Raw genomic sequence first — 12,667 nt, forward strand, 5'->3', positions numbered from 1 at the left:
TTTCACTCCGAAAGCGCTGGCATGCGCCAGCATGGTGGAGAGAGAGAAGGCATCTACATGAACAACACAGTGAATAGTGGCGTGGCCGACGCTCACGAAGCGTTGAAGAGACCTTCGGCGCTCGAAGGGCTCAGGGTCGTGGACATGTCTGGCCTGGCCGGACAATATTGCGGCAAGCAGTTTTCGGATCTCGGCGCGGAGGTGATCCTCGTGGAGCCGCTGAACGGGTCGAGCGTGCGTCGGGAAGGGCCATTCCTCGACAACCACGTCGATCCGGAATACAGCCTCCCTTTCACGTATTTCAATGCCGGCAAGAAGAGCGTCTGCCTCGATCTCGACCGGCCCGAAGGGCAGCGCGCTTTTATCGAGCTCGTCAAGCGAGCGGATTTGCTGATCGAATCCGAGAAGCCGGGCGTGATGGCGAAGCGGGGCCTGGATTACGCATCACTGGCCGCGGTGGCGCCGGATCTCGTCATGACCAGCATCACGCCGTTCGGTCAAGACGGTCCGTATTCGAATTACGAGTCCGAGGATATCGTCGCGCTCGCGCTGGGCGGCATGCTTTACCTCGGCGGCTACCCAGATAGTCCGCCGATCGCGGCACACGGCAATCTGGCCTATCTGGCCGCTGCGCAATTCGCCTCTGTCGCTTCCATGATCGCGCTGCTGGGTCAAACCGGCGAGCCGGGGCGTCAAGGCGGCTCGCATATCGATGTCTCGATCCAGGAGTGCGTGGTCATGGGGATGGAAAATGCCATCCAGTTCTATGACCTCGAACGCGTCGTTCGCAAGCGGGAGTCCGGCCAGCTGAAAATGGCCGGAACCGGAGTCTTCGACTGCGCGGACGGACAAATCTATCTGATGGCCGGGGGAATCGCGTCGGCGCGATTCTGGGAGTCGACGGTGCAATGGATGATCGACGACGGCGTGTCCGAAGCGGCCCAGCTACTCGAAGACGCGTGGAAGGATCACGACTATCTCGTCACCGATGAAGCCAAGCATCGCTTCTCCGAGCTGTTCGTGCCGTTCGCCAAGAAGCACACCAAGGTCTGGCTGTATCAAACCGGCCAGGAGCGCCGCATCCCGGTCTGCCCAATTAGCATGCCGAAGGACATCATCGAGAACCGACAGCTCGCTTATCGGGAGTTTTTCGGCTCGATCAAGCATCTGCCTTCCGGGCAGGACATCGTCGCTCCGGGCGCGCCTTATCGATTCTCGGAGACGCCATGGCGCGCACCGTCGCCCGCCCCGCTCATGGGTCAACACACGGAAGAGATTCTGGCCGGGATCGGCTACGGCAAGGCAGAGCGCTCGGCGCTACAACAGGCAGGAGTTTCGAATTGAACAAGCTTCCTCTTGAAGGCATTCGGATTGCCGACTTCACATGGATCGGCGCGGGCTCGTTCACGACCAAGCTCTTCGCCGATCACGGTGCGGACGTCATCAAAGTCGAGAGCGCGGACCGCCTCGATGCGCTGCGAGGCAGCCGTCCCTACGCCCAGGGTGTGCCAGGCGTCAATCGCAGCGGCTACTTCGCCGACCGCAACAGCAACAAGAAGAGCATCACGCTCAACCTCAAGACCGCAGAGGGTCAGGAATTGGCCCGGCAACTGATAGCAACGAGCGACATCGTCGCCAATAACTTCACTCCGGGCACGATGGAGAAGTTCGGTCTCGGCTATGAGGCGGTGAAGAAGATTCGCCCTGATGTGATCTATCTGGCGATGTCGATGCAAGGTTCGTCCGGCCCGGAGCACAAGTACCTTGGGTTCGGCCTGACGATCGGCGCGCTGACCGGGCTTCAGTTTCTCTCCGGGTTGCCGGACAAGGAGCCGGCCGGCACGGGCACCAACTTCCCCGACCATATTCCCAATCCGTGCCATGCCGCCTTTGCCGTGCTGGCGGCCTTGCGCCACCGCCGGCGCACCGGGCAGGGGCAGTACATCGACGTGGCGCAGACCGAGCCTACCGTTGCACTGCTCGGCCCGACGATGATGGATTGCGCGGCAAACGGCAAGGTGGGCGGCCGTACGGGCAATCGGCATCCCGCGGCTGCGCCGCATGGCGTCTATCCGTGTGAGGGCGTGGACCGGTGGATCGCCATCTCGGCGGGGACCGAAGCGGCATGGAGCGGCCTTGTTGCGGCGCTTCCCGAAGCGGATGGGCTGCGCGCGGCGCAGTTCTCGACCGCACAAGATCGCATGGCAAACGCGGATGAACTCGACGCGGCGCTGGCGCAGGCGACCAGCCGCTATGAAGCGGATGCGCTGATGGCGAAACTGCAGCGTCATGGCGTGCCGGCTGGGGTCGTGCGCAGCGCGGAGGATATCGTGGAGCGCGACCTGCAGTTGCAGCATCGGCAGCACTGGGTCCGGCTGCAACACCCGGAGATGGGCGATGCGATCTATAACGCACCGCCATTTCGTATCGGTGGACACACGGAGACCGTGCGCTGGCCGGCGCCGCTGTTGGGACAGCATACCGACGAGGTTTGCCGGGACGTCTTCGGCATGGATGAAGCCGGGGTCGCGAGCTTGCGCCTGAAGGGGGTGTTGACATGAGAACGGCGCAGCCTTCGACGAGTGAAATACTCGCGCAATTCGCCTGCTCGTTTGATCCCTCGAGGGTTAGCGAAGGACACCTGAGCGTGTGCGCCAGAGCGATCGCGGATACCTTTGCGGTCTGCGTAGCAGGGAGCAAGGAGCCAGCCGCGACCCGCGTGAAGAACTACCTTCACGGCCTTTCTGGCGACTTCAGCGGCGCGCAGAAGGCACGCCTGTGGGGATTGGGCGTCGCAACGACGGTAGAGGAGGCCGCGCTATACAACGGCGTTGCCGCTCATGTGCTGGACTTCGACGACGCATCATCGTCGATGGGCGGCCATCCGAGCGTGGCGTTACTGCCGGCGCTGATTGCGTTGGCTGAGTCGCGCGATATCAGCGGATTGCGGTTGGCCAGCAGCTACGTGGTGGGATATGAAATCGCGAGCAAACTGGGCAGCGCTCTCAGCAAGACCCACTACGATCGCGGATGGCATATGACCTCGTCGGTCGGGACTGTCGCTGCCGCTGCCGCTTGCGCACATCTGCTGGCCCTGGATTTCGACCAGACGGTCTCGGCCATTGGCCTTGCGGTCTCGCAAACCGCCGGAACGCGCCAAAGCTTCGGATTCGACGCCAAGTCGTTTCAGGCCGGCCAGTGCGGTGCGGCGGCCCTGCGCGCCACGTTGCTCGCCGAGCAGGGCTTTACCGCGTCTCCGCTCGCAATGGATGGTCAGGCCGGTTATACGAGACTGTATTCGGAGTCCGAAAATATCTCGATGGCGCTTGTTTCACTGAATACAGCGCCGCTAGAAATCGACCGCGTGGGCGTGGAGATCAAGAAGTATCCGGCCTGCTACGCGGTTCATAGGCCGCTGGACGGCCTATTCGATCTGAAGCGTGAGTTCGGTTTCGGACTGGACGACGTCGAGATCATCGACATCAGGACGAGCTACGGAACGTTATCCCCGCTATTGCGACGATTGCCCGAAAACGGCATCGAGGGGAAGTTCAGCATGGAATATGCGCTCGCGGCGGCGCTGGAAGACGACGCGATTCGCCTCTCGACGTTTACCGATGAGGCGGTGCGTCGACCTCAGCTTCGCAAGGTAATGGCTTGTGTAAAAGCCCACGAAGCGCCTGGCGAGATCACGCCGCGCTGGGCGGAGATTTCCGTGACATTAAGGGACGGCCGCAGCGTTTCGCGGCGAGTCGACACGTTGCGCGGCGACGCCTCCAATCCGCTTGCCGATGAAGACTTGCTCGCCAAGCTTGCGGACTGCCTCGCATGGGCGAACAGCCCGATCGACGCGAGAGCGCTCTATCGCGGCGCGAAAATGATCGGGACGGCCAGCGTACGCGATGTCCTGAACGCGATCGAGCGCAACAACACATAACTGCATGAGGTAAGGGATGAGCATTCAATATGAGGTGACGGATTCCGTCGCAACCATCGTTCTTAACCGGCCAGAAGCGCTGAATTCGCTCGATCCGGAGACGCTTGCGGAGCTGAATCGCACGTTTGAAATCGCCAACAGGGACGACCGGGTTCGCGTGGTCGTGCTCACGGGCGCTGGCGAAAAGGCGTTCTGCACCGGGTCCGATCTGAAAAAGACCATGCCGCCCAAAGAGAGCTTCGCAGAGCTGACGTTTGGACGGGAAAAGTGGCTCTATCCCTTCGCGGGGCTGGAGATCGACAAGCCGATGATCTGCGCCGTGAACGGCTTTGCGCTCGCGGGCGGGATGGAGCTCGCACTGGCGTGCGATATCCGGATCGCGTCGAGCAATGCCCAGTTCGGGCAGTCGGAAGTGTGTGTCGGCAGCATTCCGGCTGCGGGCGGAACGCAGCGGCTGCCGCGCATGGTCGGCATGTCCGATGCCATGCTGATGATGTTGACGGGCGATCGCATCGACGCGGAAACCGCCTTGCGGATCGGCCTCGTGAGTCGCGTCGTGCCGCTGGAAAACCTGAGGGACGAGGCCATGAAGATTGCCCGGCGGATTGCCGACAATGCGCCGCTGGCGGTGCGGGCCGTGAAGCGGCTCGTGCGCGATGGACTCGACTTGCCATTGTTGACTGCTATTCAGTCGGAACAGTTCGCGCTCGGTTTGCTTCGCGATACTGAGGATCGGCTGGAAGGGCGTCGCGCGTTTCAGGAGAAGCGCAAGCCGGTATTCACGGGCAAGTAACAGGCAAACGCAGATACACGCATTTTGGGAGGCGAGATGAGACGGGTGGTTGTAGCAGGCATTGGGCAAACCGTATTCGGTAAATTTTTGCACCGCACGGTGCGATCGCTGGCTGAGGAGGCGCTGTCCGCCGCCCTGGCCGATTCAGGTATCGAAGCCGAGCAGATCGGCGTGACGTACTTCGCGAATGCACTATCAGGCCTGGTGACGGGCCAGGAGACGATTCGAGGTCAGGTCGCCCTGCGCAATACCGGCGTGATGGGCCGCCCCATCATCAACGTGGATAACGCGTGCGCATCGGGTTCGACGGCATTTCACCTCGCATGGCTGGCGGTGGCGTCGGGTCAGACGGACGTGGCGCTGGCCATCGGGGCGGAGAAGCTGACGCATGAAGATAAAGCCGTGACCTTCGGCGCGTTCGCCTCCGGCGTGGACGTGGAGGAGCGCGCGCGGCTCCAGATGGACGCGCCTCAGGGGCACTCGGTGTTCATGGACATCTACGCGGAGCGAGCGCGTCGTTACATGGCGTTCAGTGGCGCCACGCCGGAGGACTTCGCGCTTGTCTGCATCAAGAGCCGGCAGGCCGCGTCGACCAACGAGTGGGCGCAGTTCCGCGCACCGGTGACGGCCGAGGAGGTGCTCGGCAGCCGCATGATCAGCACGCCGCTGACGCTGAACATGTGCTCGCCGATCGCCGACGGTGCAGCGGCGGCCATTGTGGTCAGCGAAGCCTTCGCGCAACGCCTCGCGAAGCCGCGCGTCTACGTCAAGGCATCGGCCATCGTGTCGGCGAACCAGGACGGCCTTGGCAAGACCGCTGCCGAAAGGGCCGCGAATGCCGCCTATGAGGCGGCAGGATTGGGTCCCGAAGATATTCACGTGGCGGAAGTTCACGACGCTTCCGCGCCGGCGGAGATCATGCTCTACGAGCGCCTGGGATTCGCCGCGGCCGGCGAGGGCGTCGCGCTGCTTCGCGACGGCGTCACGTCGGTTGGCGGGCGGCTTCCGGTGAACCCGGGCGGAGGGCTGTTGAGCCGCGGCCATCCCGTTGGGGCCACCGGCATTGCGCAGCTGATCGAGCTCACGACTCACCTGCGTGGCACGGCCGGCGCGCGTCAACGGGAAGGCGCGCGGGCGGCGCTCGCCGAATGCTCCGGCGGGCAACTCGGTGCGGATTCGGCGCTCGCGGCCGCGACGATACTCACCAACTTCTAATGAAGAGCCTGCGCGCATGCCTGACCGGCGTGCGCGCTTTGCTGCTGAAACGCCATCAAAGCCGGCGCGATTCCGCTTCGCCAGGGCCTTTCAAAATAATTGATAGGGTCTATCTCGCTCCCGGGATCGACCGGCCGCGAAGCAGCGATTACCCTTCATCTAAAGCCGCATCCGGGGCCGTCGTCGGCCCGGTTCGCCACCCTGGCGAGCCCGGTGAACCCCTGTTTGTCGGTGCCGTTGTGCTGCGCGAGAGCAGCCGGCCCAATCGCATCAAAGTGAGGAGCTTAGTGTTATGAAGATTTGCCGCTTTGGCAGCGGTCGCCTCGGTGTTGTCGAAGGCGAACGCGTGTATGACGTCACGTCGGCTCTCGACGTGCTGCCTTCCTCCCGGTATCCGTTCCCGGCATTCGATGTTCTGGTCGCCAACCTGCCGCACGTTCGCGAACGAATTGAAGCCTTGCTCGCCGATGCCGTGGCGACGCCATTGACTGAGGTCTCGCTGCTCAGCCCGGTTGCGAATCCGGGCAAGATCGTGGCCGCGCCGGTCAATTACACCAAGCATCTGCTCGAAGTGATGGCCGACCGGGGGCTGAACCACGGCAATCTCGTCGAGCAGATCGAAAAGGTCGGTCTGTTCCTGAAAGCGAGCAGCTCGGTCGTGGGTGCCGCCGAAGGCGTTCAGCTCAGGAAGCTCGAGCGCCGCAACGACCACGAAGTGGAGCTTGCCGTCGTGATCGGCAAGCCAGCCAGCAATGTGAGCCGGGAAGACGCGCTCGACTATGTCGCCGGCTATTGCATCGGCCTCGACATGACCGTTCGCGGCGGCGAGGAGCGCAGTCTGCGCAAATCGCTGGATACCTATACGGTGCTCGGGCCCTGGCTCGTGACCGCCGACGAGTTGCCGGAACCGGGGGCGCTGGACCTCGCTATCAGCGTCAACGGGCAAACCCGGCAGAGCGCGAATACGCGCGACCTGATCATGGACGTGCCGGCGCTGATCGAATTCACTTCGTCGTTCTATACGCTGATGCCGGGCGATGTGATCTTGACTGGCACACCGGATGGCGTTGGACCGGTTCGGCCCGGCGACGTGATGGACGCGTCGATCGAGGGAGTTGGCCGCATGGTGGTCAACGTGAGCACGGCATCCGCCTGAGAACCCGAATCGTTGCGAGACGCGGGACCAGGGGCCTGTGTCGACGTCGAGAACTGGAGCGTTTCATGAATTCGAGCACATTCCACGAGCAACCGACCCAAACGCCGGAACGGCTGGCGTTTTACGCCGAGCTTGATCGACACGACCTCGGCGCATTATGGGAGGTGCTCGGGAAGTTGGGTTCGCTGGAGCCACGGCCCGCATCCGTGCCGGCGCACTGGAATTACGACGATCTGCGTCCTCTCCTGATGAAATCCGGCTCGCTGATTTCGGCGGAGGAGGCCGAGCGCCGGGTGCTCGTTCTGGAGAATCCGGGCTTGCGCGGCCGTTCCCAGATCACCGGCAGTCTGTACGCGGGATTGCAACTCATTTTGCCCGGCGAGATTGCGACCAGCCATCGACACGTGGCGTCCGCATTGCGATTCATCGTCGAAGGGCAGGGTGCCTATACGGCAGTTGATGGGGAGCGTGTTTCCATGCGTCCTGGCGACTTCATCATCACGCCGTCGTGGACATTTCATGACCACGGCAACATTGGCGAAGAGCCAGTCGTATGGATGGACGGACTGGACATCCCGATCGTCAATCTGTTCGATACGGGCTTCGCGCAGAAGTATGCGGGCAGCACGCAGCCCGTCACGCGGGCTGAAGGCGACGCGCTCGCCCGCTACGGAACCAACATGCTTCCGGTCGAGTACACGCGTTACGGCTCGACCAGCCCGGTATTCTCCTACCCCTACGAGCGTAGCCGTGAAGCGCTTGCGCGCCTCGTGCGTAGTGGCCCGCTTCATCCTTCGCACGGCGTGAAGCTCCAGTACGTGAACCCGGCAACGGGCGGCGCCGCAATGCCGACCATTGGAACCTGGTTGCAGCTTCTGCCAGCCGGATTCGACACGGCCGCTTATCGCTCGACGGACGGCACGGTGTTTAGCGTGGTGGAAGGAAGCGGATACAGCGTGATAGGCGGAAAGAAGTTCGCCTGGAAGCCGAAGGACATTTTCGTGGTGCCTTCGTGGGTGAATGTCGAGCATCACGCCGATGATGACGCGGTGCTCTTCAGCTTTTCAGACCGGCCCTCGCAGCAGGCGCTCGGCCTTTGGCGTGACGAGGCCATTTCGTCCTGAACCGATGGCGCACTGCCGCGACGCGTCCTGCAAGGGATGGCTAGGGCAGTGCGTCGAACAGATTGGCGAATGAGGTTCTCAGCCATTTGAGGCCGGGATCGCGCATATAGCGCTCGTGCCAGTGCTGCATGACCAGATACTCGGGCACGGGGAAGGGCAGCGGATGCATTTTTACCCTGCCTCCCAGCGCCCATTGCACGGCCAAGCGCTGCGGGACCGTTGCAAGATGGTCGCTTTCCGCCACAATCGATTCGACACCGAAAAAATTAGGCATGCTGACCGCAGAGACGCGTTGAATTTTCTGTTCGCGCAACGCCCGCTCGAGCAGCGAATGGCCTGTCGCGGATGAATGAACGGTAACGTGTGACTCCGCAACGAACGACGCCAGGCTCAGAGTCGCGCCCACGCGCGGGTGATCCGCTCGTGCAATGCAAACGAACTGCTCGGAAAACAGCCGCTGGCCAAAAAATCCCGCGTCGAGCGTCGGCAGGAAGCCCGCCGCGAGATCGATCTCGCCGCGTTCGAGCATGACGGGCGTGTCCTCCGAGAGCGCACTGATCTCCAGTCCAACGTGGGGCGCGGCTTCCTTTAGCCAGCGCAGCAGGACGGGCAAAAACAACATCTGCCCCGCATCCGAAAGGGCCAACCTGAATATCCTGTCCGAGCTGGCGGGATCGAACGCCATGTTGTGATTGAGCGCGGTCTGCAGCAGCACCATTGCGTCGCTGGTCAGACGCAGCAGCTCTTGCGCTAAGGGCGTCGGCGCCATCCCCGTGGTCGTGCGCACGAATAGCGGGTCGGAGAAATGCCGGCGCAGCTTCGCGAGACCCATGCTGATGGAAGATTGCGTCAATTGCAGATTCCTCGCCGTCTGCGAGACGCTGTGGGTCTTGTTCAGCTCATCCAGCATCTGAAGCGTTTTCAGATCGATGTTGTCAATGCTAAGTTGAGAGTCGCTCATCGCCGTATCTGACCCGATCGTTCAGTGTCCGAATGCAGGTGCTCTCGATATCGATCGGGCTATGCCCAGTCATCAAGCCCCTGCGCCCGAAGCCGATCTCAAGACTACACCGTTTTTGTGGGGCGGGGGCGATGCAATCTCGACACTCGCATCGCGCCGGTTTCTTTCGCTCGCGGGAGCAGTCCTGCGTGCCGTGGAATTCGCGCTTGCCGCGTTGACGAAAGGTGAACCGGCGTCTGAGCGAGTATTCGATTGCTAGAACCCGTGGCGAATGCCGACGATCGCACCCATGGTCGTCCCTGTTGGGCCGTACAGCGCGCCGTTTGCCGAAAGGCCGACATCCATCAGGCCGTGATTGTTGACCATGGCGAGATCACCGTAGACGTATGTGCGCTTCGACAGCGCGTATTTCAGCCCGAGCGCCGCCAACAGCCCGTGGTTGGTGGAGTTGTTTGCATCTCTGACAACCCAGACGCCCGCGTCTGTAGAGAACGCCGGTGTGAATTGCCAGGCGCCGCCCGCCGTATAGACGCGTTCGTTAAAGGAGCCCGCAACCTTATAGTTGATGTAAGCCGCCTTGAGTGTGGCGGCACCCCATGCGTAAGCGGCGCCAAGCATACGCCCTGTGAAAGGCACCGTCGTGGGCAATGGAGTCGGGCTGGGGCCCGCGTTGCCGCTGTAGAGCGCAGACTCGATCCGCAAGCCTCCGTGCGTGTAGGTGAGGCGTGCGGCGTACTGGCGTCCGGCCTGGAAGTCCCCGGCTTGCCCGCCTAAAGCGATCATCGCGCTAGCCTGCAACCCCGCGATAGTCGGACTCGTGTAGGTAATGGCGTTGGGATTGAAGAGCCCGGTTGAAAAGAGCCGGCCGATATAGATCGCGGCGCCGCTGCCGAAGTACGATCCAGTCCGCGGATCGGTCATGATGATGGCGAGCACGAATGGCGAATACTGCGTGCCCGCCTTTACCTCGCCAAAATCGCCGGACAGACCGACGTAGGACTGGCGGCCGAAGAAACTTCCGTTGGAGTTGTTGAGTCCTCCATTCACGGTGCTGATGCCGCTTTCGAGTACGAATTCGGCCTTCAGGCCGGCGCCCAGGTCTTCCGTGCCTGTAAACCCAAAACGTGACCCCTCAGTGCCTCCGTCCGTCAAGGCGAATTGGTGGGCTCCGTTTTGCCCTGTAGAACCGGAGCCCGTGCGGCTCGTGTAGAGCAGTCCGGTGTCGAGAACGCCATAGAGCGTGACGGAGCTTTGTGCGCGGGCAGAACTGGCGGCTCCCATCGTCACAGCGCAGACGGCCAGAGCAATAACGCTTCGGCTAATAACTCGACCACGCGTCGTCGTTGATGAAATTTCGCGTTGCATCAGTGCGGCACCCATTCGTTGTCTCTTGAAGTCGATATTGTTGAGGGAGTTTCGTAATAACGCTGGCTGAATATAGTGATTCGTTATGCGAATGAGTTTATTGACACGAAAATCACGAGCAAGTTATGGAAAACCCTTTTTCGTCGCAGTCAATGCATCGGTCGCCGGAAAATTTCGTGCTGAGCGGTTCTGGGCGGGGTGCGCGCTCCGACGCCGATGTGTTTCAATGAAATTGATAGAACGTATCGCGAATTCAAACACGCGAGGTGTTATGCCTATGGCGGCTGCTTGCGCGCCCATTGCCGCGTTTTCGACAACGGAGAATCACGGCGTTAGGGGTTTCTCCTGAATTATTTTTTCAGTATTTTGTTCATAAGAACTGCAAACCAATTGATGTTTGCGCCATCCATCGAACTAGCAAGAGAGGTGTGAATCATGATTTCACTCATCAGCAAGGCAGCGTTGGCACTCGCATGTATCTTCCCGGTGGTTGCGTTTGCACAAACCAGCCAGCCGGTAAGCCGGGCACAGGTTCGGTCCGAACTGTCTGCAATCGAGCGCGCCGGTTACAGTCCGACTACGGCTAGCGACTACGACTACCCGTCAAAACTGCAGGCCGCCGAGGCGCGCGTAGTGGTTCAAGCCAGCATCGCCAGAACCGACAATTCCGGCTACGGCACCAGCGCCGGCGGGACGTCGCAAGCTGGCCGGGCCGGGGAAGCGAGCTCGAGTCCGCTGCGATCGTGGTAATAGCGGGGCAGTGGCATTGCTACCAGGAAGCCTCCTTGCGCGTGCACGCTCGCCGGGCATGCGCCAAAAGCGTATCGCCCGAGGGATCGGGCTTGAGGAGTCCACGGCCTTCTACCGCACCCGTCAAAAGTACTCCGGTGCGGCGCTGCGGGCCGATGAATGCCCGCGCACCGCGACTGCGTTCTCAGGCCGAGATCAGATGGGAGTTGGGCCTCAGAATCGGCTTCAGAACGCGCCCGCTTTCCGAGTCGGCACAAGCCTCATTGATCTCATCCAGCGCATAGAATTTGACGAGCTTGTCGAATGGGAATCGACCTTGCTTCCAGAGCTCGATCAGGCGTGGAATAAAGACATCGGGAACGCTGTCCCCCTGAATGACCCCTCGCAGGGTGCGGCCGAACAGGATGGTATTCATGTCGAATGTGGCTTCGGTGCCGAATGGTGCACCGCCCACGAGTGCGCAAACTCCGGTGGGCCGCAGGCACTCCAATGCTTGGCGCAGCACCTTGGGATTCGCGGTGGATTCGATTGAATATTCGGCGCCGAGTCCGTTGGTGAGCGCGGCCACTGCCTTGACGACATCGACGCCATCGGGATGACGCGCATTGATCGCTGCAGTGGCGCCCAATTCTCTCGCCAGTTGCAGACGGCTCTCCACGATGTCGACCACGACAATCGTGGCGCAGCCCGCCAGTTTCGCGGCCATGACGGCGGAAAGGCCAACGGAGCCCGCGCCGAAGACGACGATGCTCGATCCCGCGGCCGGGCGCAGCGCGTTCAGGACGGTGCCGGCGCCGGTGGAAATGCCGCAGCCCAACGGGCCCATCAGGTCGAGCGGCACGGACGGGTCGATCTTGACGACATTGCGCTCGGTGGCAAGCGAATAGGTTCCAAACGACGATTGCGAGAAGAAATAGCCTCCAACGGACTCGCCTTCTTCAGAGCGGTAAGTGCTGCTGCCGTCGCCGCGACGCGCGCCGAAATTACGGGGGAAACCTTCAATGCAATACCCGGCCTTGCCGCTTTGGCAGTTTTCGCATTTGCCGCAGGAACCGTAGGCGAGTACCACGTGGTCGCCCACCGCCACTTTCGTGACCGACGCGCCGACCTTCACGACAATGCCGGCTCCCTCATGACCCAATACCGCGGGCAGCGGCACGGGGTAATGCTGGTCCCGCACGGTCAAGTCCGTGTGACAGACCCCCACGCCCGCAATCTCGACAATGATTTCGCCTTCCTGCGGCTCATCGAGCAGCAGATGTCTGATCTGGAAGGGCTTCGCCTTCTCAGTGGCCACCGCGCACGTGCAATTCCATACCATGTTGCTCTCCTGTCTCATCTTCTAATGGGTGAACCGGTCCTGCCA

Annotated in this window: 11 protein-coding genes; 8 read left to right on the forward strand and 3 right to left on the reverse strand. The window is 61.8% G+C overall.

Annotated features, from left to right (window positions below):
- Nucleotides 1-21: 21 nt before the first annotated feature.
- The 7 genes from E1956_RS34630 (at nt 22) to gtdA (ending at nt 8,225) form a co-directional block, all read left to right on the forward strand.
- The gene (locus E1956_RS34630) at nt 22-1,344 is read left to right on the forward strand and encodes a CaiB/BaiF CoA transferase family protein (protein ID WP_232072008.1); all 1,323 of its coding nucleotides are present in this window, start codon (nt 22-24) and stop codon (nt 1,342-1,344) included.
- Nucleotides 1,341-2,561, forward strand: coding sequence for a CaiB/BaiF CoA transferase family protein (locus E1956_RS34635; RefSeq protein WP_134757661.1), 1,221 nt, complete (start codon nt 1,341-1,343; stop codon nt 2,559-2,561). Before E1956_RS34630 ends, E1956_RS34635 begins: the two co-directional genes overlap by 4 nt.
- Nucleotides 2,558-3,937, forward strand: coding sequence for an MmgE/PrpD family protein (locus tag E1956_RS34640; RefSeq protein ID WP_134757663.1), 1,380 nt, complete (start codon nt 2,558-2,560; stop codon nt 3,935-3,937). Before E1956_RS34635 ends, E1956_RS34640 begins: the two co-directional genes overlap by 4 nt.
- A 16-nt stretch (nt 3,938-3,953) precedes the next feature.
- Nucleotides 3,954-4,730, forward strand: coding sequence for an enoyl-CoA hydratase/isomerase family protein (locus E1956_RS34645; RefSeq protein ID WP_134757665.1), 777 nt, complete (start codon nt 3,954-3,956; stop codon nt 4,728-4,730).
- 36 nt (nt 4,731-4,766) lie between these two features.
- Complete coding sequence (locus E1956_RS34650) at nt 4,767-5,945, forward strand: thiolase family protein (RefSeq protein ID WP_134757667.1); 1,179 nt, start codon at nt 4,767-4,769, stop codon at nt 5,943-5,945.
- Between the two features lie 292 nt (nt 5,946-6,237).
- A complete protein-coding gene (locus E1956_RS34655) occupies nt 6,238-7,101 on the forward strand; it encodes a fumarylacetoacetate hydrolase family protein (RefSeq protein ID WP_134757669.1) in 864 nt (287 codons plus the stop codon).
- 65 nt (nt 7,102-7,166) lie between these two features.
- Nucleotides 7,167-8,225 carry a gentisate 1,2-dioxygenase gene (gene gtdA / locus E1956_RS34660; protein ID WP_134757671.1) on the forward strand — a complete coding sequence of 353 codons (1,059 nt, stop codon included), beginning with the start codon at nt 7,167-7,169 and terminating at the stop codon, nt 8,223-8,225.
- Between the two features lie 40 nt (nt 8,226-8,265).
- Here gtdA and E1956_RS34665 read toward each other — a convergent pair whose 3' ends face one another.
- Entirely contained in the window at nt 8,266-9,186 is a 921-nt protein-coding gene (locus E1956_RS34665; protein WP_134757673.1) for a LysR family transcriptional regulator, read from the reverse strand.
- A gap of 255 nt (nt 9,187-9,441) precedes the next feature.
- On the reverse strand, nt 9,442-10,566 hold the full coding sequence (locus E1956_RS34670; protein WP_335930014.1) for a porin: 1,125 nt from the start codon (nt 10,564-10,566) through the stop codon (nt 9,442-9,444).
- Nucleotides 10,567-10,986: 420 nt separating this feature from the next.
- Here E1956_RS34670 and E1956_RS34675 point away from each other — a divergent pair, with 420 nt between their 5' ends.
- Nucleotides 10,987-11,301 carry a DUF4148 domain-containing protein gene (locus tag E1956_RS34675; protein ID WP_134757675.1) on the forward strand — a complete coding sequence of 105 codons (315 nt, stop codon included), beginning with the start codon at nt 10,987-10,989 and terminating at the stop codon, nt 11,299-11,301.
- Nucleotides 11,302-11,485: 184 nt separating this feature from the next.
- On the opposite strand, the gene E1956_RS34680 is transcribed toward E1956_RS34675, so the two are convergent.
- Nucleotides 11,486-12,622 (reverse strand): NAD(P)-dependent alcohol dehydrogenase, encoded by a 1,137-nt coding sequence (locus tag E1956_RS34680; RefSeq protein WP_134757677.1) that lies wholly within the window; start codon nt 12,620-12,622, stop codon nt 11,486-11,488.
- Between the last annotated feature and the right edge of the window lie 45 nt (nt 12,623-12,667).

This window comes from Paraburkholderia pallida (assembly GCF_004524855.1).
Taxonomy (GTDB): domain Bacteria; phylum Pseudomonadota; class Gammaproteobacteria; order Burkholderiales; family Burkholderiaceae; genus Paraburkholderia; species Paraburkholderia oxyphila.

Excerpts from the sequence above, each read along its gene's own strand:
- E1956_RS34630 (WP_232072008.1), top strand. The coding sequence starts at position 22 with ATGCGCCAGCATGGTGGAGAGAGAGAAGGCATCTACATGAACAACACA.
- E1956_RS34640 (WP_134757663.1), top strand. The coding sequence starts at position 2,558 with ATGAGAACGGCGCAGCCTTCGACGAGTGAAATACTCGCGCAATTCGCC.
- E1956_RS34645 (WP_134757665.1), top strand. The coding sequence starts at position 3,954 with ATGAGCATTCAATATGAGGTGACGGATTCCGTCGCAACCATCGTTCTT.
- E1956_RS34650 (WP_134757667.1), top strand. The coding sequence starts at position 4,767 with ATGAGACGGGTGGTTGTAGCAGGCATTGGGCAAACCGTATTCGGTAAA.
- E1956_RS34655 (WP_134757669.1), top strand. The coding sequence starts at position 6,238 with ATGAAGATTTGCCGCTTTGGCAGCGGTCGCCTCGGTGTTGTCGAAGGC.
- gtdA (WP_134757671.1), top strand. The coding sequence starts at position 7,167 with ATGAATTCGAGCACATTCCACGAGCAACCGACCCAAACGCCGGAACGG.
- E1956_RS34665 (WP_134757673.1), bottom strand. The coding sequence starts at position 9,186 with ATGAGCGACTCTCAACTTAGCATTGACAACATCGATCTGAAAACGCTT.
- E1956_RS34670 (WP_335930014.1), bottom strand. The coding sequence starts at position 10,566 with ATGGGTGCCGCACTGATGCAACGCGAAATTTCATCAACGACGACGCGT.
- E1956_RS34675 (WP_134757675.1), top strand. The coding sequence starts at position 10,987 with ATGATTTCACTCATCAGCAAGGCAGCGTTGGCACTCGCATGTATCTTC.
- E1956_RS34680 (WP_134757677.1), bottom strand. The coding sequence starts at position 12,622 with ATGGTATGGAATTGCACGTGCGCGGTGGCCACTGAGAAGGCGAAGCCC.